Raw genomic sequence first — 23994 nt, 5'->3', positions numbered from 1 at the left:
CCCGACTCGAGTCGAAAGTTATCCACAGGGCGGTCACGTGGGCATATAAGCGTCCAGGAAGCGCGACAATGAGGTCATGGCCGATTCGCCCGCATCAGCTCCTCGCTTCCTCGCGCCCGCGCAGGTCGCCGAGCTCCTCGCGATCGACGTCGATGAGGTCGTCGCACTCGTGATCAGCGGCACGCTGCGCGGCGCGCAGCTGGGCGCGCCCGCGCGCTGGCGGGTGGCAGAGGACAGCATCGCCGAGTACCTGGCGGAGCAGACCGAAGAGGCACGGCGCATGGCGCTGTGGCGTCAGGCAGATGCGGCGAGTTTCCCAGAGGTCTGGGGCACGCAGCGCCCCACGCGCTGACCGGCGCCGCTTCGGCGCGACACCGCGCCGACGTCAGAGACAGTGCACCGCCTTCAGAATCAGTGCACCGCCTTCAGAGCACCGCGCCGTCCATTCGCGCCGACACCACCGCGTCGAACGGGACGATGCGGAACGCCCGCACGGCGTCGGCGCGTCGCGCCTGGCCGGCGTCGTGGACGGCGAGATCGAGATGATCGGCGCCCGCGCGGTCCACGGTGCCATGCAGACGTTCGCCGTCGCGCAACGCGACGTGCAACGGCGTGCGCCGTCGCGCGAGGTCTCGCATCAGGAAACCCAGCGTCATCCGCACCCGCAGCTCATCGGTCGGAAGCACGGCGTCCTCCAGCGTCGCCAGCAGCGCACCATGCGTGCTCTCGACACCGGTGAGCGCCGAGAGCGGCACGATCAGGGCGCCACCGCCCTCGGGAGGCTGTGCGGCGATCCAATCCGCCCCGACGACGCGCACGCGCACGGATCGACGCTCGCCGTCGACAAGTCGCAGACCGACCAGCGCAGCATCGTGCTCGAATCTGCGCAGGCGTGCGCGCAGCCCGAGTCTCGCGATGCGCAGCCGCTCCGACTCCGCATCGAGCACAGCGCGCTCGGCCTCCCATTCGGCGGCGAGCTGACCTTCGAGGTCTTCGAACAGACGATCCCAGTGCACGCGAACGAGCGTAGGGGAGAGCATGCGGATGCCGCGGGAGTTATCCACAACTTGGGCTTCGGGTCTGGCGCGAGGACTGCGGGACGTGGTCTACTGGCACGCATCGAAACCGAAAGTGAATACGATGACGCTTCACGAGTACTTCGCCCCGCAGCCGACTCCGGCAGCAGATCTGCCGAATCCCACGCAGCTGCTGCGGAGTCTCACTCAGGGCGTGCTCGAGGTCTTCGCCGGCGTACGTGAGATCGATCAGCTCGCACGATGGTTCAGTGAAGAGGCGTTCCGAAAGCTCGGTGCCAGGGCGAACCTCTCCGCACGGGCTCGCAGCGCACGCGGAGTCCCTCCTGTCCGGCCCGTGTTCGAAGTGCTCTCCATCCGAGAGACCGTGCCCGCCGACGGGGTGGTGGAGGCCGTCGTCGTCGTTGCGGGACCAGGGCGCACGAGGGCTGTGGCGATCCGGCTGGAAGGTCTTGACCGCCGCTGGCGCGCCACATCGTTCGCCGTGCTCTGAACTGCCTGTCCCCGTGATCTGAGCGTCCGGGCGCGCGCCATTAGGCTTGTGTGGTGTCCACCCTCAGTGATCTCGTCCATGCCCAGGGCTGCTTGAACGACAATGATGTCGAATGGCTGCACAGACTCGCGAGCGACGGGCAGCTGCTCGCCGACCTCGCCTCCGCCGACATCGTGATCTGGGTCGCGACGAACGACGGTTCCTTCGTCGCCGTCGCCCACGCACGTCCGAGCGGAGCCGCGACGCTGTTCTACCGCGACATCGTCGGGGAGGGAGTCCGACAGCAGTGGCGCACGCAGGTGCGGGGTGCTTTCGACTCCGGCCAGATCGTCGATTCCTCTTCACCCGACTGGTTCGAGGAGACACCGACGAGGCTTCGCGCCGTGCCGATCGTTCGCGAGCGCGGCAAGGACGGCAATCCAGCTCCTGTGATCGGCGTGCTCACACGCCACAGCAATCTGGGCGAGACCCGCACCCCGTCACGGCAGCAGATCACGTTCGACGAATGCGCGAACGATCTGTTCCGCATGATCTCGTCCAGCGAGTTCCCCGACCCAGCCGCTCCCACGTCGCCGCGGCGCGGCGCTCCCCGCGCGTCGGACGGCCTCATCCGCCTCGATGTCGACGGGATCACGACGTTCGCGAGCCCCAACGCGCTCTCGGCATTCAACCGCATGGGCTTCGACGACGAGCTCGAGGGGGAGTCGCTCGCCGAGGTGACCACGCGCATCCTGCCCTCGACCAGACAGGTCGATGAGTCTCTTCCCGTCGTCGTCACCGGACGTGCGCCATGGCGCACCGATATCGAGGCGCGCGGCGTCACCGTCTCCCTGCGTGCCATCCCGCTCAAGGACCACGGCACCCGCGTGGGCGCGATCATCCTGTGCCGTGATGTGAGTGAGCTGCGCCACCAGGAGCAGGAGCTGATCACCAAGGACGCGACGATCCGCGAGATCCATCACCGCGTCAAGAACAATCTGCAGACCGTGGCCTCGCTGCTGCGCATCCAGGCACGCCGCACGCATTCGGATGAAGCGCGTGATGCGCTCACGCAGGCGATGAGGCGGGTGGATGCCATCGCCGTCGTGCACGACACGCTGGCGCAGGGGCTGACGCAGACCGTCGACTTCGATGAGGTCTTCCACCGGGTGCTCAAGCTCGTCGCCGAGGTCGCCGCCGCGCCCAACACGCGTGCGCGCACGATGTCGACCGGTCATTTCGGCGTCCTGCCCAGCGAGTACGCCACGCCTCTCGCGCTGGCGCTCACGGAGGTCGTCACGAACGCCGTCGAGCACGGCCTGGCCGGTAAGGAGGGCATGGTGACGATCGACGCAGTGCGCACCGACGAGAAGCTGCACGTGTCGGTTCACGACACCGGCCACGGCCTCCCGGAGGGGCGGATCGGTCAGGGCCTCGGCACGCAGATCATCCGCACGCTCATCCAGGGAGAGCTGGGCGGCAGCATCGAGTGGCGCGGCGCCGACGGCGAGGGCACGGATGTGCTGATCGACATCCCGATGCGCTGGTTGAAGCATTGAGTTGAGTCGGGTCTCGTCCGCGAAGCGGATCTGACGCGACTCGACTCAAGGTTGAGCGAGGCCCGCGAAGCGGCCCGAGTCGAAACCCGGGCCGTCGGGGACGCACAAGCTCAGGAAGCGCGGCGCGCGCGCGCTGCGCGACGCTTGAGGGCGCGGCGCTCGTCTTCGGAGAGGCCGCCCCATACGCCGGAGTCCTGGCTGGTCTCCAGTGCGTACTGCAGGCAGACCTCGGTCACCGTGCAGGTGGCGCAGACGGTCTTCGCCTTCTCGATCTGATCGACGGCCGGACCGGTGTTCCCCACGGGGAAGAACAGCTCAGGGTCGACAGTCAGGCAGGCGGCTTTGTCGCGCCAGTCCATGGGGGCTCCTCGGTGTGGATTCTCGTGAGCGGTCGCAGGGCGATGGCTCGGTGATGGGCGGCGAAATCGGGGTGTCGTCGACCGTAGTGACGCGAGCGGTTGCTCGCCCCACGCCGCTGTGGGAGCACATGACTGTTAACATTGTGTTACAGCACGGGCGCGAAATCAAGGATTTTGTGCCTACAGATCTGATTTCTCAGGAGACATCTTGCGTTCACCCCGTCTGGCCACCGTCGCAGCGGCTCTGCTCGCGCTCGAGGGAGTGGCGCTCACCGTCGTCGCCCTGATCGAGCTCGTCGGCCTCGGAGCCGGAGAGGCCGCATCGCTTCCCACAGCGATCGCGCTCATCGTGCTCACCCTGATCGGCGCCGCCGCCCTGTTCGCGTTCGCGCTCGGCACGCGCCGAGGACGCACCTGGGCCCGTTCCGGCGGCGTCGTGCTCCAGGTGCTCGCCGTGGCGCTCGCACTGGCGTCGCTGACCGTTCAGCCGGTGCTGTGGGCGTTCGTGCTCGGGGTCGGGTTGCCGGGGACCATCGGATTCCTGCTGCTCATCGCGAGCGCGCGCAGCGAGAGCGTCGGCTCGATGCAAGAACCGGCTGAGGACTGACGCTCAGGCGTCGATGCCCAGCATCTTCCTCAGACGTGCCACGTGGCCGGTGGCCTTGACGTTGTAGAGCGCCTGCGCGATCGTGCCGTCCTCGTCGAGCACGAAGGTCGAGCGGATCACGCCCTCGATGACCTTGCCGTAGTTCATCTTCTCGCCCCACACGCCGTAGGCGGAGTGCACGGCATGGTCGGGGTCGCTCAGCAGCGTGAAGGTGAGGCCGTCGCGATCGCGGAACTCCGCCAGCTTCGACGGCTCGTCGCGCGAGATGCCGACGACGCGGTAGCCGGCGCCCTGCAGGGACGCGATGCTGTCTCTGAAGTCGCATGCCTGGGTCGTGCATCCGGGTGTCATCGCCGCCGGATAGAAGTAGAGGATCGTCTTCTGACCGCGGAGGTCGGAGAGTGCGACCTCGCTGCCGTCCTGGTCGGACAGCGAGAAGTCGGGGGCGGCGGTACCGGGTTCGAGGCGCAGATTCGTCACGCTCTCCAGCCTATCGACCGGGTGAGCCCGGATTGGCCTCCGCCTTGTCGGCGAACGTCTGCAGCAGGCGCTGCAGCGAATCCAGACGCGAAAGGGTGGCCGGACTCAGTTCGCCGCGCTCGGCCGCCTCGATCAACGCGCAGTCGGGGGCATCGCTGAGGTGCGTGCATCCGCGGGGGCATCTCTCGGCGATCTCGGCGAGTTCGGTGAACGAGGCGAGGATGTTCGCCGTGTCGACGTGCCCCAGCCCGAACGAGCGCACACCCGGCGTGTCGATCACCCATCCGGTGCCCTCGGCGCTCACGTAGCGCAGCGAGACGGTCGAAGAGGAGGTGTGACGGCCTCGCCCTGTGACCTGGTTCACATGTCCGGTCGCCCGTCCTGCCGACGGCACGAGCGCGTTCACGAGCGTCGACTTGCCGACGCCCGAGTGTCCGACGAACACGGTCGAGTGCCCGATCAGCGCCGCGCCGATCTCATCGGTCGGCATCTTCTCCTGCGCACTCGTGAACACACGCAGGTCGAGTCCGTCGAAGTGCGACAGGAACTGCGCCGGGTCGGCGAGGTCGGTCTTGGTGACGACGAGGAGCGGACGGACGCCGGCATCCAGGGCCGCCACCAGGTATCTGTCGACCAGTCGTGCACGCGGCTCAGGATCGGCGGCGGCGACGACGATGAGCATCTGATCGGCGTTGGCGACGATCACGCGCTCCACCTGGTCGGTGTCGTCCGCGCTGCGTCGCAGCAGCGACGAACGTTCGACGATCCCGACGATGCGCGCCAGGGTGCCCTCATCGCCAGAAGTGTCACCCACAACGCGGGCCTGATCGCCGGTGACGATGGGCATGCGGCGGAGCTCTCGCGCCCGCGTGGTCGTGATCGTGAGCTCATCCACGGCGCCCTCGTCGATCATCACGCTGTAGCGGCCACGATCGACACCGAGCACCCGGCCGATCTGCGCATCCTCGTGGGCAGGGCGACGTTTCGTGCGCGGACGGTTCGCCTTGGGGTTGGGACGCATCCGGATGCTGCTCTCGTCGAAGTCCTCGAAGTCACCGTCGAGGTCATCGTCAGGGTCGAGCCAGCTCACGCGGAGGCGCCCCCCAGCATCCGTTCCCAGAGTTGCGTGAACTCCGGGAGGGTCTTCGCCGTCGTGCCGATGTCGTCGATCCTGACGTCGGGTACGCGCAGTCCGACCAGAGCGCCGGTGGTCGCGATGCGGTGGTCGTGGTGAGAGGACCAGGTTCCGCCGTGCAGCGGACGCGGGATGATCCGCATACCATCCGACAGTTCCTCCACCTCGCCGCCGAGTGCGGTGAGATTGCCGATCAGTGCCGCGATGCGGTCGGTCTCGTGCATGCGGATGTGACCGATCCCGCGGATCGTCGTCGGACTGTCCGCGAACGCGGCGAGTCCGACGATGGTGGGGGACAGCTCGCTGGCCGCTGAGAGGTCGAGATCGAGCCCGCGGATGCCGTCGCCGGCACGCACGGTCATCGTGCCGCTGTGGCGGCCGACGTGCGCACCCATCGCCTGCAGGATGTCGGGCAGCAGCGCACCGGGCTGAGTCGAGTGCAGCGGCCAGCCCGTGACCGAGACCTCACCGCCGGTCACCATCGCCGCGGCGAGGAACGGGGCCGCATTGGAGAGATCGGGCTCGATCGCGATCTCCTTCGCCCGCGGGACGCCGGCCTCGACGAGCCATTCCCCGGCGGCGGGTCGCTCGATTCGGATGCCGCGGCGACTCAGCGACTCGATGGTCATGTCGATGTGCGGAAGACTCGGCAGGTGCTCGCCGGTGTGCACGAGGTGAAGGCCGACATCGAATCGCGGAGCGGCCAGCAGCAGACCGGAGACGAACTGACTCGATGCGGAGGCGTCGATCTCGATCCGCCCCCCGCGGATGCGGCCATGACCGCGAATGGTGAACGGGAGAGACCAAGTGCCCTCGTCATCGATGTCGACACCGAGATCACGAAGTGCGGTGATCATCGCGCCCATGGGGCGATGCAGCGCGGTCTCATGCGCGGTGAGATGGACGTCCTCGGCGGCGAGGCCGGCGATCGGCGCGATGAAGCGCATGACCGTGCCCGCCTGCCCGCAGTCGACCGTGCCGCCGCCGCGCAGATGCCCTGGGGTCACGAGCAGATCAGGCCCGAACTCGCCTTCACCGTCTATCTCCTCGATGCTGACGCCCAGCGAGCGCAGCGCGTCGACCATGCGCCGAGAATCGTCCGAGTGCAGCGGCGCGGTCAGCCGACCGGGGCCGTCTGCGATCGCGGCGATGATCAGTTCGCGGTTGGTGAGCGACTTCGACCCGGGAATGGTCAGCGTCGAGTGCACAGCACCGGCGGCTACGGGCGCACTGTAGGCGCCCCTGGCAGGGGAGGTGGAATACCGAGTGTCGCTCATCGGTTCCACCTTAGTGAACGGCGGGGCACGCGCCGAGAAGGAGTACGAATGCTCGCAACGCTGGAAAGCGGGATCACAGACATCACCGGCCTAGACTGGCCCGTGATGGATGACATGGCACCCGCCGACACGGTCGGCGACGCTCGGCGCGAGTTCGAGGAACAGGCGATCCCCTTCATGGATCAGCTGTATGCGGCGGCTATGCGCATGACGCGCAACCCCGCCGATGCTGCTGACCTCGTGCAGGAGACCTTCGTGAAGGCTTTCGCATCGTGGGCCTCTTTCACCCAGGGCACCAATCTGAAGGCCTGGCTGTACCGAATTCTCACGAACACCTACATCAACATCTATCGAAAGAAGCAGCGCGAGCCGTTCCAGGGCACGATCGACGAACTCGAGGACTGGCAGATGGGCGGTGCGGAATCGACCACGGCGACGCACAGCCGCTCGGCTGAGGCCGAGGCGATCGACCGCATGCCGGCATCCGTCGTGAAGGATGCCCTGCAGGAGGTCCCGGAGGACTTCCGACTTGCGGTCTACCTGGCTGACGTGGAGGGATTCGCGTACCAGGAGATCGCCGACATCATGAAGACCCCCATCGGCACCGTGATGAGCCGCCTGCACCGTGGCAGGCGAATGCTGCGCGAGTTGCTGTCCGATTATGCCGCTGAGCGAGGAATCGCCGCGGCTGGTACGAGGAGCAAGAAATGAGCGACTGCGGTTGCGACAAAGCCCGTCAGGATCTGGAGGAGTACCTCCGCAACGAAGTGTGCAAGACCGAGCACACCCAGATCCGCGAGCACATCGAGAACTGCCCGTCCTGCCAGGGTGAGGCTCTCGTCGCGAGCACCCTCACAGAGGTCGTGGCACGTGCGTGCAAGGAGACGGCTCCGGAGGAGCTGCGCGATCTGGTGCTCGCCAAGCTGCGCGCTGCTCAGGTCGCTGCGCACTGAGCCGACGCTCTGACGTCGGCGGCTGCTGCCTTTAGGGTGGAGGGATGACCGACGCGCGCAGCATCCCAGCCGACCCCACGTCCGTCGAGCGGCTGGCAGGCCAGCGCCTCACGTACCGGATCATCGACATGTCGTCGCAGGCCGAGGCCGAGGCGTTCTTCCGCGCCGACGCACGCGGTTTCCTCGACTCCGAGCCGACCGCGGAGGCGGTCGCGTCGACGACCGCCGCGCTGAAGGACCGGCGCAACATCGGCGTGTTCGAGGGCGGCGCCGAGGAGAGCACTCTGCCTGTGGCGACGGTGAACTCCTGGATCACACCGCTCACAGTCCCCGGCGGCGAGGTCGACATGTGGGCGATCAGCTCCGTGACGGTCTCCGGCACGCACCGCCGGCGCGGCATCGCACGCGCGCTGCTGGAGGGGGAGTTGCGAGCCGCGGCTTCCGCCGGCACCCCTATCGCCGGTCTCACCGCATCCGAGGCCACCATCTACGGCCGTTACGGTTTCGCGCCCGCCGTCCCCGTCGCCCGTATCACCGTCGACACCCGTCGCGCCGGATGGGCCGCGACCGCGCTCCCCGGCCGAGTCGAGTACATCGACAAGGAGACGCTGAGGGATCATCTGTCGGCGATGCACGAGGTCGCACGCACACAGCGCTCAGGGCAGATCGCCGGCTGGAAGCTGCGGTGGGAACGAGTGGCGGGGCTCACACCGGAGCACCCGGATGCGGCGGCGGTGCGCGGCATCCGCTATCTCGACGAGAGCGGGGCGGTGCGGGGTGTGATGGCATACAAACTCGCCGAGATCCCCGGCGCATTCCGGTTCGAGATGGTGATCTTCCACCTCGCTGCAGTCACATCGGACGCGCTCACCGCGCTCTGGGGCTTCGCGCTGCAGCACGACCTTGTCGACAAGGTGCGCGTCGACCTCCGCCCGATCGATGATCCGCTGCCGTGGCTCGTCACCGACCGCCGCGGTGTGGATGTCGTCGTGCACGATCACGGCTGGCTGCGCATCCTCGATGTTCCCGCAGCGCTCTCCGCGCGCACATACCGCGCGCCGATCGACCTGGTGCTCCGCGTGGCCGACTCGCTCGGCTTCGCGGACGGTTCCTGGCGGCTCACCGCCGACGGCGGATCAGCGACGGTGACCCCCGTGGAGGATGCCGCGGCGGACGTGGTCCTCGACGTGGCGACGCTGTCGGCCCTGTATGCCGGGGGAGTGAGCGCAGTGCAGTTGCGCGCCGCAGGCCGGCTGAACGTCACCGCCGAGGTCGCGGCATCCGTCGACGACGCATTCCGCGCCGCAGAGGTCCCGCTGCTCGGCATCTGGTACTGAGCAGCGGGCCTCCGGGTCAGAGGCTGAGAGCGCGCTTGAGCAGGTCTGCCTGCTCGGTGGCGTGCACCTTGGACGAACCGGCCGCAGGCGATGCCGAGGCCGCACGCGAGACGACGCGGAAACCGCGCTCCCGCACCGCGTCGAACGCGAGAGCGAGGAACGGCCACGCTCCCTGGTTCTCCGGCTCTTCCTGAACCCACACCAGTTCGGCGTTCGGGTACGTCTCGGTGATCGCCTTCAGCTCGTCGATCGGCGTCGGGTACAGCTGCTCGAGGCGGACCAGGGCGATCTCGGGGTTGGGGTTCTTGTCGAGTTCGCTGCGAAGATCCCAGTGCACCTTGCCCGAGTGCACGAGCACGCGCTTCACGCTCTCGCGGTTCAGTTCGCGGTGATCGTCGATCACCGGCTCGAAGCGTCCCTGGGTGAAGTCCTCGACCTTGCTGGTCGCACCGCGAAGACGCAGCATCGCCTTCGGCGTGAACACGATCAGCGGGCGTCGAGGACGGGCGTAGGCCTGGCGCCGCAGCAGGTGGAAGTGCGAGGCGGGCGTCGACGGACGGGCGACGGTCATGTTGTCCTGCGCGCACAGCTGCAGGAAGCGTTCGATGCGTGCTGACGAGTGATCCGGTCCCTGGCCCTCGTAGCCGTGCGGCAGCAGCAGCGTGACGCTGGACTGCTGGCCCCACTTCTGCTCAGCGGACGAGATGTACTCGTCGATGACGGCCTGCGCGGTGTTCGCGAAGTCGCCGAACTGCGCCTCCCACAGCACCAGTGCTTCCGGCGCCTCGACGGAGTAGCCGTACTCGTATGCCATCGCGGCGTACTCGCTCAGCAGGGAGTCGTAGACGAAGAAGCGCCCCTGGTTCTCGGAGAGGTTCGCAAGGGGCAGCCACTCCTGGCCGTTCGCGCGGTCGTGCATGACGGCGTGACGCTGCACGAAGGTACCGCGCCTGGAGTCCTGACCCGCGAGGCGCACCGGGGTGCCCTCGACGAGCAGGGAGCCGAACGCGAGCAGTTCGCCGAAGCCCCAGTCGATGTTGCCGCTGCGCGTCATCTCGACCCGCTTGTCCAGCAGCTGCTGGATCTTCGGGTGCACGGTGAAGCCCTCCGGCTTGTTGGCGAACGCCTCTCCGATGAGATTCACGACCTCCGTGGAGACACCGGTCACATCCGGCTCGCCGGTGATCTCGTCGACGGGGACGAGATCCGGAGCGATCGGCGTCGCGCCGGTCTCCGCCGCATGCGTCTCGGCGAATGCGACCTCGAGACGGCGCTGGAAGTCGTCCTTGGCCTGGTCGTACTCTTCTTCGGTGATGTCACCGCGGCCGACCAGGGCCTCGGTGTAGAGCTTGCGCACCGAGCGCTTCTCCTGGATGAGGTCGGTCATGAGCGGCTGCGTCATCGAGGGGTCATCACCCTCGTTGTGGCCGCGACGGCGGTAGCAGACGAGGTCGATCACGACGTCGCGGTGGAAGCGCTCACGGTATTCGAAGGCGAGCTGCGCGACGTGGATGACCGATTCGGGGTCATCGCCGTTGACGTGGAAGATCGGTGCCTGGGTCGTCTTGGCGACGTCGGTCGCGTACACCGAGGTGCGCGCATCCGTCGGCGTCGTGGTGAAGCCGACCTGGTTGTTGACGACGACGTGGATGGTGCCACCGGTGCGGTAACCGCGCAGCTGCGCCATCTGCAGCGTCTCGACGACGACGCCCTGGCCGGCGAAGGCCGCGTCGCCGTGCACGAGGATCGGCAGCCAGGAGAACGTGCCGATGGGCTTGCGGTCCTGCTTGGCGCGCACGATGCCCTCGAGCACGCCGTCGACGGTCTCCAGGTGCGAGGGGTTGGCCGCGAGGTAGACCGGCAGCTCGGACTTGTCGTCGGCGATGAACGTGCCCTGGGTTCCGAGGTGGTACTTCACGTCGCCGGAGCCGCGCTTGTTGCCGGTGGCCTGAAGACCCTCGAACTCGCGGAACACCTGTCCGTAGGTCTTGCCGGCGATGTTGGTGAGCACGTTCAGCCGACCGCGGTGGGCCATTCCGATCGCGGCGCCCTCGAGTCCGCCTGCGGCGGCGCCCTGGAGGATCTCGTCGAGCAGCGGGATCAGCGATTCGCCGCCCTCGAGCGAGAAGCGCTTCTGGCCGACGAACTTGGTCTGCAGGAACGTCTCGAACGCCTCGGCCTCGTTGAGCTTGCGGAGCACGCGCAGCTGCTCGTCATGGCCGGGCTTCTGGTATTTGACCTCGACCTGCTCATGGAACCAGCGACGCTGCTCAGGGTCCTGGATGTGCATGTACTCGATGCCGAGTGTGCGGCAGTACGAGTCGCGCAGCACACCGAGGATGTCGCGCAGCTTCATGACGCGCCTGCCGCCGAAGCCGCCGGTGACGAACTCCCGGTCGAGATCCCAGAAGGTGAGGCCGTGGCTCTCGATCTCGAGGTCGTGGTGCGAGCGCTGCACGTACTGCAGCGGATCGATGTCGGCCATCAGGTGACCGCGGACGCGGTAGGAGTTGATCAGCTCCTGCACGCGGGACTGCTTGTCGACGCGTTCGGCGAGGTCGACTGCGATGTCGGCGTTCCAGCGGATCGGCGCGTACGGGATGCGCAGCGCCGCGAAGATGTCGTCGTAGAATCCGCGTTCGCCGAGAAGCAGCTCATGCGCCTTCTTGAGGAACTCGCCGGAGCCGGCACCCTGGATGACGCGGTGGTCGTAGGTGCTGGTGAGGGTGATGGTCTTGCCGATGCCGAGTTCGGCGAGCGTCCTCCCGCTCGCGCCCTGGAACTCGGCGGGGTACTCGAGGGCGCCGGCGCCGATGATGCAGCCCTGGCCCTTCATGAGCCGCGGCACGGAGTGCACGGTGCCGATGCCGCCGGGGTTGGTCAGTGACACCGTGGTGCCGGCGAAGTCACCGGCGGTCAGCTTGTTGGCGCGCGCCCTGGTGACGAGGTCTTCGTAGGCGGACAGGTACTCGGTGAAGGTCAGCGTGTCAGCGCGCTTGATGCTCGGCACCATCAGGGCACGGGTGCCATCGGGCTTGGGCAGATCGATCGCGATGCCGAGGTTCACATGAGCCGGCGCGACGACGGAGGGCTTGCCGTCGATCTCGGCGTAGAACACGTTCTGGCTCGGGAACTCCTTCAGCGTCTGGATCAGAGCCCAGCCGATGAGGTGCGTGAAGCTGATCTTGCCGCCGCGCGAGCGCGACATGTGGTTGTTGATGACGATGCGGTTGTCGATCATCAGCTTCGCCGGGATGGTGCGGACGCTGGTCGCGGTCGGAACCGTCAGCGACTGGTCCATGTTCGCCGCGAGGGTCTTCGACATTCCGCGAAGCGGAGTGGCCTTGTCCTCATCGGCCGATTCCTCGGCCGCCTTGGCCTCCGGCTTCGGGGCCTGGGCGGGGATCGGCGCCGGGGCAGCGGGCTTCGCCGTGGTGCGGGCGACGGGCTGCGAGCCGATCACCGGGATCGGCGCGGTCACCGGGTGCTCGGCGGCTGCGGCGGACGCAGCCCCGGAGGGCGGTGCGGATGCCGACGCGGCCGGCGAGGACGAAGCATCCGGCTTGTAGGTCTCCAGGATCGGCCACCACTCTTTGTCGACGGAGTTGCGATCGATCTTGAACTGTTCGTAGAGTTCGTCGACGAGCCACGAGTTGGCTCCGAAATCTCCGTCGTCTGAACTCCCGACGCCGGCCACCTGGTTCGCCACGCGCTATCGCCCTCTTTCATCGCTGAAGCTTTTGTCCACGCGCGAAACGGGAGGCCCCCGGGTCAGCGCGCTCTACCGTCTAGCCTAACGTGTTCTCGTGCACGGATACGCGAGTGCGGCTGCCCGATCCGGCCGTGGTGAAGCTACCGTGGGGGTATGAAGTTCGTCAGCGAGCAACCAGCCGTGGATCTCACCTATTCGGACGTCTTCCTGGTGCCACGTCGCTCCGACATCACCAGCAGGCTCGAGGTCGATCTGACGCCGCGCGACGGCACGCCGGCGACGATCCCGCTGGTGGCGTCGAACATGAACTCGGTCACTGGCCCAAGGCTCGCCGCAGTGCTCGCCCGGCGCGGCGGTCTGGGGATCCTCCCGCAGGACATGCCGCTGCAGGATCTGGATGCCGCCATCCGCGATGTGAAGCGTCAACCGGTCGCATGGGACACGCCGCTCGTGCTTCCGCCCTCGGCCACCGTCGCCGAAGCGCTCCATCTGATGCCCGCCACGGCGGGTCACGGCATCGTGGTCGCCGAGGGCGTCGCAGGCTCAGTGGTCGAGGCATCGGCAGTGCGCGGCATCCTGCCGGCCACCAGGCTCGCGACGGCCCTTCCGGATGCGCAGCTGGGAGATCTCGTGCACGTGGGCACCCCGGCGCTGGACGCCGACGACGTCACGAGCGGACGCGCCGCCTTCGACGTCATCACCGCGACGGGCGCCGAACTCGTCACGATCCAGCGGCACGGCCACCTGATCGGCACGCTGAGCGCACGCAGCGCGCTGCGCTCGACGCTGTACACACCGGCGGTCGATGCGGACGGGCGGCTGGCGGTGGGCGCCGCGATCGGAATCAACGGCGACGTGGCGGCCAAGGCCAAGGCGCTCGCCGCCGCCGGCGTCGATGTGCTCGTTCTCGACACAGCGCACGGCCACCAGGAGGGGATGCTGCGCGCACTCGCGACCGTCGCGGCTCTGAACCTCGGCATCCCGCTGGTCGCGGGCAACATCGTCACCGCCGACGGCGCGAATGACCTCGTGGATGCCGGAGCGTCGATCCTCAAAGTCGGGGTGGGGCCGGGCGCCATGTGCACCACGCGCATGATGACGGCGGTCGGACGTCCGCAGTTCTCCGCGGTGCTCGAGACGGCGCAGGCCGCGCACGAACTGGGCGCCCACGTCTGGGCGGACGGGGGAGTGCGCTACCCGCGCGACGTCGCGCTCGCGCTCGCCGCCGGCGCGGCATCCGTCATGATCGGCTCCTGGTTCGCCGGAACGATCGAGGCCCCTGGCCAGCTGCAGACCGACGCCGACGGTCGCATCTACAAGGAGTCGTGGGGCATGGCGTCGACCAAGGCCGTGCAGGCGCGGTTCGGGCGGCTCGATGCGTACGAGCGTGCGCGCAAGGAACTGTTCGCCGAGGGCATCTCGTCGTCGAAGATCTACCTCGACCCTCTGCGGCCGGGGCTGGAGGACCTGCTCGACATGATCACGTCGGGCGTTCGGTCCTCGTTCACGTACGCGGGCGCGGCGACGGTGCCGCAATTCCACGACCGCGCACTGGTCGGACGCCAGTCCGCCGCCGGCTACGAAGAGGGCAAGGCCCTGCCGGTCAGCTGGTAGCCGCGGAAGCTGATGCTGCGCCGTCAGGAACAGTCGGGGACACAGCTTCGACACCGTCGAGAATCTGTAGAATCGATGCACCATGGACGACCCTCCCAGTTGTAGTACATCGCCCCACTGCCGGCCCCTGCTTCTTGAGGAGGGGAACTGCTGATGGACTACGTCATGCTGGGCGTGGGGCTTCTGCTCACGGTGGGAACGGGACTGTTCGTCGCGAGCGAGTTCGCACTCGTGAATCTGGATCGCGCCGAACTCGAGGCTCGTCAGGCCAGAGGCGAATCACGGCTCGCCATCACGATCGGTGCACTGCGGCACACCTCGACGCACCTGTCGTCCGCGCAGCTCGGCATCACGCTGACCACGTTGCTGACCGGTTACACGATGGAACCGGCGCTGTCGAACCTGCTGAGCCCGGTACTGACCGGATGGGGGATCGCCGAAGGCGCGGTTCACCCCATCGCGACAGTGGTCGCCATGTTCATCGCGACGGTGCTCTCGATGATCCTCGGCGAACTGGTGCCGAAGAACTTCGCCCTCGCGCTGCCTCGGGCTACGGCGAAGCTCGTCGTGCCGTTCCAGGTGGCGTTCACGACGGTCTTCAAGCCCGCCATCGTGCTGCTCAACGGCAGCGCCAACGGCATCCTGCGCTCGATGGGAGTCGAGCCCAAGGAGGAACTGTCCGGCGCGCGCACGGCTGAGGAGCTCTCCTCGCTCGTGCGCCGATCCGCCAGCGCCGGTGTGCTCGAAGCGGACACCGCCAGCCTGCTCGATCGCACTCTCACGTTCTCGCGGCTCTCCGCCGACGATGTGATGACGCCCCGGCCGAGCATGCACGCCATCGCAGCCGGCGACTCAGCCGAGGATGTCATCCAGCTCGCTCGCCGCACCGGCCACAGTCGCTTTCCCGTCTACGACGACGACCTCGACGACATCACGGGTGTCGTGCACCTGAAGGCTGCAGTCTCCGTGCCACGCGAGCGTCGCACCGAGGTTCCCGTCGGCGCGCTGGCGACCGAGCCGCTGCGGGTACCGGAGACCGTCCACCTCGACGTGCTGATCTCCGAGCTCCGTGCGAAGGGCTACCAGCTCGCGATCGTCGTCGACGAGTACGGCGGAACCGCCGGAATCGTCACGCTCGAGGATCTTGTGGAGGAGATCGTCGGCGAGGTGTCGGACGAGCACGATCGCAGTCGCGCCGGCGTCGTCCGCGGCCGAGACTCCATCACCTTCCCCGGCGAGCTGCGTCCGGATGAACTGCGAAGTCGCACGGGCGTGCTCGTGCCGGAGGGAGACGTGTACGACACCGTGGGCGGTTATGTCATGAGCGTTCTGGAACGCGTGCCGGCCAACGGTGACGAGGTCACCCTTGACTCGGGTGTACTGCAGGTCGTCCGCATGGACGGCCGCCGTGTCGACCGCATCCGGTACACGCCGGTGCCGGTCGACGTCGCAAGTGAGGAGGTGACGCGATGAGCGACTGGATGGGAATCGTCTGGCTCGTGATCCTGCTCGTCGCGAACGCCTTCTTCGTCGGCGCCGAGTTCGCGGTGATCTCGGCCCGCCGCTCGCAGATCGAACCGCGCGCAGAACGGGGCTCGCGCTCCGCGAAGACCGCGCTCTACGCCATGGAGCACGCGACCCTCATGCTCGCGACATCGCAGCTCGGCATCACGATCTCCTCGCTGCTGATCCTGAACGTCTCCGAGCCCACGATCCACCACCTGCTCGGAATCCCGATGTACGCCTTCGGCTGGACGGATGCCGTCGTCGACGTCGTGGCGTTCGTCGGCGCGCTGCTGATCGTGTCGTACCTGCACGTGGTCTTCGGCGAGATGGTGCCGAAGAACCTCGCGTTCTCGCTGCCCGACCGTGCCGTGCTGATCCTCGCGCCGCCGTTGGTGTGGATCTCGAAGGTCTTCCACCCGGTGATCTGGGTGCTCAACACCGCCGCCAACGGTGTGCTGCGCCTGTTCCGCGTGGAGCCCAAGAACGAAGCGGCATCGACCTTCACGATCGATGAGGTCGCCACGATCGTCAGTCAATCGCGTCGCGAAGGCGTGCTCACGGACGCGTCAGGCACGGTTTCGAAGGCGGTCGAGTTCACCGACAAGAAGGCGCGCGACGTCGCAGTGCTGCTCGGCGACCTGGTCACACTGCCGGAGACGTCGACTCCGGATGACATCGAGCGTGCGGTCGCCCGCTACGGATTCTCCCGATACGTGATCGTCGACCAGGGGCGTGCACCCGTGGGATATGTGCATCTCAAGGACATCCTCCGGGTCTCGGAGGGGGCGGATGCCGCGACTACGACTGCGGTGCCCATCCCGTCCAAGCGCATCCACCACATGGTGCCGGTGCAGGAGGACACCGATCTGGAGGACGCCCTCGCGGTCATGCGTCGCGCCGGGCGCCACCTGGCGAAGGTCCGCAACGCGGAGGGCGAGACCACCGCGGTGCTGTTCCTCGAGGACATCCTGGAGGAGCTCGTCGGAGAGGTGCAGGACGCCACCCGCCGTGTGCACGGCAGGTAGCGACCCGCGCCGAGCGCTCAGCGCCAGCGCGCCCGCAGGTACTGCGGCTGCCATGTGACCGTGTCGTCGAGCTCGTGCGCGGCCCGCAGACCGAAGTGCGGGTCGCGCAGCCATTCCCGACCGGCGAAGATGGCGTCGGCCGCGCCGTCGGCGAGTACGCGCTCCGCCTGCTCCGCCGCGGTGATGAGTCCGACGGCCGAGACCGGGATCCGCCCGCCCTGGCGGACAGTCTCGGCCAGCGGCACCTGGTAGCCAGGGTGCACGTCGATCCGCTGATGCGCGACGAGTCCGCCGCTGGAGACGTCGATGAGGTCGGCCCCGTGCTCGATCGCCCAGCCGGCGGCCACTGCCGCTTCGTCCGCAGTGAAGCCGCCCTCGGCGTGGTCGGTGGCGGATATCCGCACGAACAGCGGCACCGCGTCGCCCGCGGCCTCGCGCACCGCATCCACGACGCGCAACAGCAGTCGTGCGCGATTGTCGAGCGAACCGCCGTACTCGTCCGTGCGCTGGTTCGACAGCGGCGAGAGGAATTGGTGCAGCAGGTAGCCGTGGGCGCCGTGCACCTCGAGGACGTCGAACCCGGCATCCAGCGCACGCCGCGCCGCGGTACGGAATCCGTCGACGACCCGCTCGATGCCGTCGCCGTCCAGCGCGGCCGGCGTCGCGAATCCTTCGAACGCCACTGCGGACGGAGCCGTGCTCGTCCAGCCGCCCTCTGCTGCGGACACCGACCCGCGCTGCTCGGCCCACGGCCACCAGGTCGACGCCTTGCGTCCGGCGTGTGCGAGCTGGATGCCGGCGAGCCCACCGCGGTGGTGGATCGCATCGACGATCGGCGCCCAGGCGTCGCGCTGCCCATCGTTCCAGATGCCGGTGTCACGCGGCGAGATGCGCCCCTCGGGGACGACGCTGGTCGCCTCGGCGACGACGAGGCCGGCGCCTCCAGAGGCGAACTGGGTCAGGTGCGTGTGGTGCCACTCCTGCACGACGCCGTCGACGGCGCTGTACATGCACATGGGGGATACCCACAGGCGATTCGGGAAAGTGACGGAGCGGATGCTGAGAGGGGAGAAGAGGTGACTCACTCTTCGACCGTAGTGCCGCTGGCGAGCACGAGGCGCGCTAGCGTGGAAGCATGGTCGACGTCCGCGAATGGTCCAGCGCCGACGCCGCGCGTCTGCTGCGGATTCCTGGTCAGGGCGATGACAAGTACTCGCGCGGTGTCGTCGCGCTGCGCACCGGTTCGAACGCGTACCCGGGTGCAGCCGTGCTGGGTGTGGAAGCGGCCTGGCGCGCGGGTGCCGGGTACGTCCGCTTCGTCGGCGAGGGGCGCGCTGCCGATGCCGTGATCGCCCGTCGTCCCGAGACGGTCGCCGCAGCAGACATCGGACGCACCCGTGTGGGTGCCTGGGTCATCGGCTCCGGCACGGATGCCGGCGACCGTTCACCGGACGAGGAGCGGGCACTGCGCGACATCCTGAACGGTCCAGCCCCGGTCGTGGTCGATGCAGGAGCGCTCGATCTCGCGCTGACGGCCTCGGCGCCTCTCGTCGTCACCCCGCACGCCGGTGAGTTCGCGCGGCTGCGGGAACTGCTGAACCTGCCGCCGGATGGCACCGGTGATCGCGTCGTCGATGTCGCCGAGACAGCGCACGTCCTCGGTCGTACTGTCCTGCTGAAGGGGTCGACGACCCTGGTCGCGGCATCCGACGGCGCCCGCGTGCTCTCGGTCGCGTGCGCGCCCGCCTGGCTGGCGACGGCCGGCGCCGGTGACGTGCTCGCCGGTGTGATCGGCGCACTCCTCGCGGCCGCGCCGGACGCCTCGGTGGCAGAGGCCGCGGCAGCGGCGGCATGGCTGCACGGGCACGCCGCAACGCTCGCGTCCGGATCGGCCACGGGCGCTCACGGCCATCCGATCGTCGCGCTCGATGTCGCCGAAGCGCTACCGGCAGCCATCGAAGACCTGCTGTCGTGAGGCCGCGTACGACGCTCCTGTGGGCCGCATTCCTCGCCGTCCATGTGCTGGTCGCGTGGCTGGGGTGGGTGTATCCGACCCAGCCGATGGGCGATGTGGTGCTCGTCTACGAGCCATGGTCGACCGCGGCGGTGTCAGGCGGTGCGATCGTGGGGATCACGGAGCCGTGGGTGTACCCGCAGCTGGCGCTGCTGCCCATGCTGCTCGCGAAGCTGCTGGCGTGGCCGCTGGTCGGGTTCGTCGGCACCTCGGGCGCATATCTGATCGGCTGGGCGGTGCTGGTGACGGCAGTGGATGCTGTCGCCTTCGGCGTACTCGTCGGGCGCAGCGGTACAGCCTCGCGGCGTTCGGCCGGATGGTTCTGGACCGCGGCGCTGCTGCTGCTCGGACCGATCGGCATCTACCGGATCGACGCCGTGACGGTGGCGCTCGCGGTGATCGGCGGGCTCTGGCTGATCAAGCGCCCTGTCGTCGCGACGGCGCTGCTCACGGTCGCGGCATGGATCAAGATCTGGCCAGGCGCGCTCGTGCTGGCCGCGATGGTCGCCGCGCGGGGGCGCATCCGGATCCTCCTGGCAGCCGTCGGCGCATGCGCGGCGATCGTGCTTCTGCTCTTCCTGCTCGGTGCAGACCAGCATCTTCTCGGGTTCCTCACGCAGCAGACCGGGCGTGGGGTGCAGATCGAATCCGTCGCAGCGACGCCGTTCATGTGGCTGGCGCATTTCGGCGCAGCATCCGTCGACTACAGCTTCGAGATCCTCACGTTCCAGGTCGGGGCGCCAGGCGTGGATGTCCTTGCCGTTCTGCTGACGCCCATCATGGCGGTGACCGTCGCGGCCGTGTTCGTGATCGGAGCGGTCAAGGCGACACGCGGAGCGTCGTTTCCGCGGCTCTTCCCGCCGCTCGCTCTCACGCTCGTCGCCGTGCTCATCGTGACGAACAAGGTCGGCTCGCCGCAGTTCCAGACCTGGCTGATCGCCCCGGTGATCCTCTGGATCATCTTCGACCGCACGAGGTCCGCACTGCCGGCGGGCGTGGTGCTTGTACTGTGCGCGCTGACGTGCCTGATCTACCCGTTGACGTACGACGGGCTTCTGCGCGCGGAGCTTGTACCCGTGCTACTGCTCACCGCACGCAATCTGCTGCTGATCGCCCTGCTCGTCGTCGGGGTGCGCGCGTTGGTGAGGGTGCCGACCGCGCGTCGCACCTCCCGTTCCCGAACCCGAATCTGACCGTTCAACGAGAGGAAACCCCATGCTCATCGCCTTCTCCGTCGCCCCAGGCGGCTCAGGGAACACCGACGGCTTCGTGCACGACGCGGTCGCCGCCGCGGTCAAGGTCGTCCGCGAATCCGGGCTGCCGCACCGCACGACCAGCATGTTCACCGAGATCGAGGGCCCGGACTGGGACACCGTCATGGATGTCGTCAAGCGCGCCACCGAAGCGGTGATGCCGTTCGGCTCCCGCGTCTCGCTGGTGCTGAAGGCCGACATCCGCCCCGGCTACAGCGGTGAGCTCGACGCGAAGATCGATCGACTCGAGGCTGCGATCGAGGAGTCTGCCGACCAGTAGCATGGACAGGTGAATCCCTCGAAGAATTCGAGGGGTGCGGCGAAGTGGGCGCTCCTCTCCCTCGCCATCGGCTCATTCGGAATCGGCATGACCGAGTTCGTCATGATGGGCCTGTTGCCGCAGATCGCACAGGATCTGCTGCCCGACCTCTGGCAGACCAGTCGCGAGGGCGCCATCGCACAGTCCGGCGTGCTCATCTCGCTCTACGCGCTCGGCGTCGTGATCGGTGCGCCCACGATCGCCGGCCTGGTCGCTCGATTCCCACGGCACCGCGTCATGATCGGGCTCGCGCTGGCATTGACCGTGTTCAACGCGCTCACTGTCGTGCTGCCGAGCTTCGGACTCGTCGGCGCCTCACGGCTGCTCGCCGGGCTCCCGCACGGCGCGTACTTCGGCATCGGCGCGCTCGTCGCGGCCGATGTGCTCGGACCGGGCAAGCGCGCCAAGGGCGTCGCGTTCATCCTCACCGGCCTCACCATCGCGAACGTGGTCGGCGTGCCGCTGGGCACCTATCTCGGGCAGCAGTGGGGGTGGCGTAGCGCATTCATGGTGGTCACCGTGGTGTTCGCTCTGGCCACCGTCTGCATCGCGAAGTTCGTGCCGAAGCATCCGGGGGATGCGGGCCGCACCCTGCGGTCGGAACTCGGCGTGTTCCGTGTCGGTCAGGTCTGGCTCACGCTCGGTATCGGCGCGATCGGCTTCGGCGGATTCTTCGCGGTGTACAGTTACGTCGCCCCGCTCGTCACCGAGGTCGCAGGCTCTCCCGAGTGGGCGGTGCCGATCGTGCTCGTGATCGTCGGGCTCGGGATGACGGTCGGCAATCTGCTGGGCGGGTACCTGGCAGACCGCGACCTTCGGCTGACCCTGCTCCTCGGAATGGCCGGCCTTGCGGTCGTGCTCGGGATGCTGGCGCTGCTGTCCTTCCAGATCGTGCTGCTCGCTGCGCTGGCGTTCGCGGTCGGGTTGGTCTCGTCCGTGCTGAGCCCGGCGATCCAGACGAGGCTGATGGACGTCGCCGGAGACAACCAGTCCATCGCTGCGGCGATGAACCACTCGGCGCTCAACATCGGCAACAGCCTCGGTGCGTTCCTCGGCGGCGCCGTGATCGCTGTCGGCTGGGGTTTCACCGCGCCCGCGTGGGTCGGTGCGGTGCTCGCGGTTATCGGGCTGGCGATCACCGCCTTCGCCCTCCGCGTCGAGCGGGTCGCCGTCGCCCTCTGAGCGCTCGTCGCTGGAGTGGTCGGCGCCGTCGCCGCCCCGCGCCCGGCCGCGTGCCACGTAGGGTGAGGGCATGGATGCGATGATGCCCGTGGGCGGAACCGTCGTGCTGCTGCGCGACCGGCAGGCGGGCGGGTTCGAGACGCTGCTCATCCGCCGCCCCGATCACGGATCGTTCGCCGGGGGATGGGTGTTCCCCGGCGGTGTGGTGGACGACGCCGACGCCGCGCTCGCGCTCGACGGCTCTGATGAGCAGGAGATCGCCGCGCTCGCAGCCATGCGTGAGTGCGAGGAAGAGGTCGGCATCCGGCCAGCGGACCTTGTCACGCTCTCGTGCTGGGTGCCGCCGGCCGAGGCGCCCAAGAGAGTGCGCACATGGTTCTTCCTCGCGCCGGCTCCGTCCGGCGACCTGACTCTCGCAGTGGATGAGGTGGTCGAAGCGCGATGGTTGACACCCTCAAAGGCGCTCCAACTGCACGCGGCGGACAACCTGAGACTGTTCCCGCCGACGTGGGTGACACTGCAGGCGTTCGTCCAGGCGACGAGCGCTGCGGATGCTCTTGCCGCGGCATCCGTCCCCGAGCTCTACGCGACGCACATCATCGCGGGTGGGGTGCTCGTGTGGGGCGGTGACGCCGAGCATCCCGAGGGCGGCGAAGGACACCACCGGCTGGCGACGGCTGCGCTTCCCTGGAATTACCAGCGCGACTGACTCACGCCTCGAGCAGCCGCCGCAGGTGCGCACCGACGGCTTCGGTCTCGATGAGGAAGCCATCGTGCCCGAAATCGCTGGTCAGCACGACCGCCTCTGGCCCGTCGAGTGTGTTCGGGATGCCGTGTGCGATGCGGTGCTGCCCGTCGACGGGGAACAACCGGTCGGTGTCGATCCCGAGCACGAGCGTCGTCGCGGTGACGGTGCGCAGTGCTTCTTCGACGCCGCCGCGATCACGGCCGACATCGTGCGAGTTCATGGCCTCCACGAGTGTGAGGTAACTGTTCGCGTCGAAGCGACGGGTGAATTTGTTGCCGTGGAAGTCGAGGTATGACTCGACGGCGAAGCGCCCGCCGTGGCCGAGAGGTGAGACGTCGGACTGCCAGGAGCGCTGGAAGCGCTGGTTGAGCTCGATCGGGCTGCGGTAGTTGAGCAGAGCCATGCGACGCGCGAGCGCGAGACCGCGGTGGGGCCCCTCGCCGTCGCTGAGGTCGTAGTACTCGCCGCCCTGGAAACGAGGGTCGATGCGGATCGCCTCGAGCTGCACCGAGTTCAGAGCGATCTGATCCGCGGTGTTGACCGGGGGAGACGAGAGCACGGCGAGGCGCTCGACGCGTTCGGGGTGCGTGACGGCCCACTCCAGCGCGTGCATCCCGCCCATCGATCCGCCGATGACCCCCGCCCAGCGGTCGATGCCCACGGCATCGGCGAGGCGCACCTGGGCTGCGACCTGGTCGCGCACCGTGACGTACGGGAAGCGGGAGGCCCATTCGTATCCGTCCGGGGCGACGCTGGCGGGGCCCGTGGTGCCCTGGCAGCCGCCGAGCATGTTCGGTGCGATCACGAACCAGCGATCGGTGTCGATAGCGGCACCTGGGCCGACGATCTCCTGCCACCAACCGGCGGTCGGATGGCCGGCGCCGGCTTCGCCACGCAGGTGGCTGTCACCGGTGAGGGCGTGCAGCACGAGGATCGCGTTGTCACGCGCCGCGTTGAGCTCGCCCCAGGTCTCGTAGGCGATGCGGATGCTGGGAAGCTCCACGCCGCTTTCGGTCTGGAAGGGTCCGGATGCCGCGAACTTGCGGTGTCCGGCCGGGTCGCCGTCGCGCCACGCGCCGGTGACGGGTGGACGTGCGCGCAGCAGCCGGGTATCCGCCTCCGTCACGCGCGCCGATGGCACGGTGTCCTCGGAGGTGCTCTGCCAGTCCATGCACCCATTGTCCCGTGGAACGGCGCCCGCGCGGCGCAGGTTACGCCGGCCATGGTCCGCTCGGCGGGGCGCCAGGTCGCTGGAATGTGCTGTCGGACAGGCTGCTGAACGGTGGAAGGAGGAAAGTGCCTCTCAAATCACAGGCAATGTCAAGTGGTGGGAGCAACGCCGGGGTTCACGCGGCGAGTAGTAGCTCGTTGAGTCGGTTGGCTGGGGTCTGAAGCTCAAGGGTCGGGC

At 68.2% G+C, this 23994-nt stretch carries 23 protein-coding genes; 15 read left to right on the top strand and 8 right to left on the bottom strand.

Annotated elements, in window-relative coordinates; all coding sequences use genetic code 11:
• The first annotated feature begins 76 nt into the window (after nucleotides 1-76).
• The gene (locus J1M43_RS10655; protein ID WP_206476643.1) at nucleotides 77-352 is read left to right on the top strand and encodes a helix-turn-helix domain-containing protein; all 276 of its coding nucleotides are present in this window, start codon (nucleotides 77-79) and stop codon (nucleotides 350-352) included.
• 73 nt (nucleotides 353-425) lie between these two features.
• Here the strand turns inward: J1M43_RS10655 and J1M43_RS10650 are convergent, their stop codons facing one another.
• Nucleotides 426-1064, bottom strand: a complete 639-nt coding sequence (locus J1M43_RS10650; protein ID WP_307823399.1) for a hypothetical protein — start codon at nucleotides 1062-1064, stop codon at nucleotides 426-428.
• A 76-nt stretch (nucleotides 1065-1140) separates the two neighbouring features.
• Between J1M43_RS10650 and J1M43_RS10645 the strand changes: the two genes are divergently transcribed.
• Nucleotides 1141-1527 (top strand): Rv3235 family protein, encoded by a 387-nt coding sequence (locus tag J1M43_RS10645; protein ID WP_052166660.1) that lies wholly within the window; start codon nucleotides 1141-1143, stop codon nucleotides 1525-1527.
• 53 nt (nucleotides 1528-1580) lie between these two features.
• Entirely contained in the window at nucleotides 1581-3065 is a 1485-nt protein-coding gene (locus J1M43_RS10640; protein ID WP_206476642.1) for a sensor histidine kinase, read from the top strand.
• Nucleotides 3066-3175: 110 nt separating this feature from the next.
• On the opposite strand, the gene J1M43_RS10635 is transcribed toward J1M43_RS10640, so the two are convergent.
• Nucleotides 3176-3424, bottom strand: a complete 249-nt coding sequence (locus tag J1M43_RS10635; protein ID WP_033104713.1) for a WhiB family transcriptional regulator — start codon at nucleotides 3422-3424, stop codon at nucleotides 3176-3178.
• Nucleotides 3425-3632: 208 nt separating this feature from the next.
• Here J1M43_RS10635 and J1M43_RS10630 point away from each other — a divergent pair, with 208 nt between their 5' ends.
• Nucleotides 3633-4031, top strand: a complete 399-nt coding sequence (locus tag J1M43_RS10630; RefSeq protein WP_206476641.1) for a hypothetical protein — start codon at nucleotides 3633-3635, stop codon at nucleotides 4029-4031.
• A gap of 3 nt (nucleotides 4032-4034) precedes the next feature.
• Here the strand turns inward: J1M43_RS10630 and bcp are convergent, their stop codons facing one another.
• From bcp to aroA, 3 genes are read right to left on the bottom strand one after another with little or no spacing between them, the layout of a single operon-like run.
• Complete coding sequence (bcp, locus tag J1M43_RS10625; RefSeq protein WP_033104711.1) at nucleotides 4035-4511, bottom strand: thioredoxin-dependent thiol peroxidase; 477 nt, start codon at nucleotides 4509-4511, stop codon at nucleotides 4035-4037.
• Between the two features lie 10 nt (nucleotides 4512-4521).
• The gene (gene rsgA, locus J1M43_RS10620) at nucleotides 4522-5601 is read right to left on the bottom strand and encodes a ribosome small subunit-dependent GTPase A (RefSeq protein WP_206476640.1); all 1080 of its coding nucleotides are present in this window, start codon (nucleotides 5599-5601) and stop codon (nucleotides 4522-4524) included.
• Nucleotides 5598-6923: a 3-phosphoshikimate 1-carboxyvinyltransferase gene (gene aroA / locus J1M43_RS10615; RefSeq protein ID WP_033104709.1), complete on the bottom strand. Its 1326-nt coding sequence runs from the start codon at nucleotides 6921-6923 to the stop codon at nucleotides 5598-5600. The genes rsgA and aroA overlap by 4 nt, the downstream gene beginning before the upstream one ends.
• A 48-nt stretch (nucleotides 6924-6971) precedes the next feature.
• Here aroA and J1M43_RS10610 point away from each other — a divergent pair, with 48 nt between their 5' ends.
• The 3 genes from J1M43_RS10610 to J1M43_RS10600 are packed head-to-tail and all read left to right on the top strand — an operon-like array spanning nucleotide 6972 to nucleotide 9213.
• Entirely contained in the window at nucleotides 6972-7634 is a 663-nt protein-coding gene (locus J1M43_RS10610; RefSeq protein ID WP_033104708.1) for a sigma-70 family RNA polymerase sigma factor, read from the top strand.
• Nucleotides 7631-7876: a zf-HC2 domain-containing protein gene (locus tag J1M43_RS10605; protein ID WP_033104707.1), complete on the top strand. Its 246-nt coding sequence runs from the start codon at nucleotides 7631-7633 to the stop codon at nucleotides 7874-7876. The genes J1M43_RS10610 and J1M43_RS10605 overlap by 4 nt, the downstream gene beginning before the upstream one ends.
• 44 nt (nucleotides 7877-7920) lie before the next feature.
• Nucleotides 7921-9213 carry a GNAT family N-acetyltransferase gene (locus J1M43_RS10600; protein WP_206476639.1) on the top strand — a complete coding sequence of 431 codons (1293 nt, stop codon included), beginning with the start codon at nucleotides 7921-7923 and terminating at the stop codon, nucleotides 9211-9213.
• A gap of 16 nt (nucleotides 9214-9229) precedes the next feature.
• Here J1M43_RS10600 and J1M43_RS10595 read toward each other — a convergent pair whose 3' ends face one another.
• The gene (locus J1M43_RS10595) at nucleotides 9230-12922 is read right to left on the bottom strand and encodes a multifunctional oxoglutarate decarboxylase/oxoglutarate dehydrogenase thiamine pyrophosphate-binding subunit/dihydrolipoyllysine-residue succinyltransferase subunit (protein WP_206476638.1); all 3693 of its coding nucleotides are present in this window, start codon (nucleotides 12920-12922) and stop codon (nucleotides 9230-9232) included.
• A gap of 156 nt (nucleotides 12923-13078) precedes the next feature.
• Here J1M43_RS10595 and J1M43_RS10590 point away from each other — a divergent pair, with 156 nt between their 5' ends.
• From J1M43_RS10590 to J1M43_RS10580, 3 genes are all read left to right on the top strand, one after another.
• On the top strand, nucleotides 13079-14539 hold the full coding sequence (locus tag J1M43_RS10590; RefSeq protein ID WP_033104704.1) for a GuaB1 family IMP dehydrogenase-related protein: 1461 nt from the start codon (nucleotides 13079-13081) through the stop codon (nucleotides 14537-14539).
• A 153-nt stretch (nucleotides 14540-14692) separates the two neighbouring features.
• A complete protein-coding gene (locus tag J1M43_RS10585; protein WP_033104703.1) occupies nucleotides 14693-16012 on the top strand; it encodes a hemolysin family protein in 1320 nt (439 codons plus the stop codon).
• On the top strand, nucleotides 16009-17070 hold the full coding sequence (locus tag J1M43_RS10580) for a hemolysin family protein (protein ID WP_033104702.1): 1062 nt from the start codon (nucleotides 16009-16011) through the stop codon (nucleotides 17068-17070). The genes J1M43_RS10585 and J1M43_RS10580 overlap by 4 nt, the downstream gene beginning before the upstream one ends.
• Before the next feature lie 17 nt (nucleotides 17071-17087).
• On the opposite strand, the gene J1M43_RS10575 is transcribed toward J1M43_RS10580, so the two are convergent.
• Nucleotides 17088-18155 (bottom strand): NADH:flavin oxidoreductase/NADH oxidase, encoded by a 1068-nt coding sequence (locus J1M43_RS10575; protein WP_206476637.1) that lies wholly within the window; start codon nucleotides 18153-18155, stop codon nucleotides 17088-17090.
• 50 nt (nucleotides 18156-18205) lie between these two features.
• Between J1M43_RS10575 and J1M43_RS10570 the strand changes: the two genes are divergently transcribed.
• The 5 genes from J1M43_RS10570 to J1M43_RS10550 all read left to right on the top strand — a co-directional run bounded on the left by J1M43_RS10570 (nucleotide 18206) and on the right by J1M43_RS10550 (nucleotide 22547).
• Nucleotides 18206-19045 carry an ADP/ATP-dependent (S)-NAD(P)H-hydrate dehydratase gene (locus J1M43_RS10570; protein ID WP_033104700.1) on the top strand — a complete coding sequence of 280 codons (840 nt, stop codon included), beginning with the start codon at nucleotides 18206-18208 and terminating at the stop codon, nucleotides 19043-19045.
• Nucleotides 19042-20277, top strand: a complete 1236-nt coding sequence (locus J1M43_RS10565) for a glycosyltransferase 87 family protein (protein WP_206477426.1) — start codon at nucleotides 19042-19044, stop codon at nucleotides 20275-20277. The genes J1M43_RS10570 and J1M43_RS10565 overlap by 4 nt, the downstream gene beginning before the upstream one ends.
• A 22-nt stretch (nucleotides 20278-20299) precedes the next feature.
• Complete coding sequence (locus J1M43_RS10560; RefSeq protein ID WP_033104698.1) at nucleotides 20300-20617, top strand: thiamine-binding protein; 318 nt, start codon at nucleotides 20300-20302, stop codon at nucleotides 20615-20617.
• Nucleotides 20618-20626: 9 nt separating this feature from the next.
• On the top strand, nucleotides 20627-21838 hold the full coding sequence (locus tag J1M43_RS10555; RefSeq protein WP_206476636.1) for an MFS transporter: 1212 nt from the start codon (nucleotides 20627-20629) through the stop codon (nucleotides 21836-21838).
• A gap of 70 nt (nucleotides 21839-21908) precedes the next feature.
• Nucleotides 21909-22547 (top strand): NUDIX hydrolase, encoded by a 639-nt coding sequence (locus tag J1M43_RS10550; RefSeq protein ID WP_206476635.1) that lies wholly within the window; start codon nucleotides 21909-21911, stop codon nucleotides 22545-22547.
• A 1-nt stretch (nucleotide 22548) separates the two neighbouring features.
• Here J1M43_RS10550 and J1M43_RS10545 read toward each other — a convergent pair whose 3' ends face one another.
• Nucleotides 22549-23757 carry a homoserine O-acetyltransferase gene (locus J1M43_RS10545; RefSeq protein ID WP_206476634.1) on the bottom strand — a complete coding sequence of 403 codons (1209 nt, stop codon included), beginning with the start codon at nucleotides 23755-23757 and terminating at the stop codon, nucleotides 22549-22551.
• Nucleotides 23758-23994 lie beyond the last annotated feature (237 nt).

This window comes from Microbacterium sp. KRD172 (assembly GCF_017168295.1).
Taxonomy (GTDB): Bacteria; Actinomycetota; Actinomycetes; order Actinomycetales; family Microbacteriaceae; genus Microbacterium; species Microbacterium profundi.
This window is presented reverse-complemented; position numbering and strand designations above follow the sequence as displayed.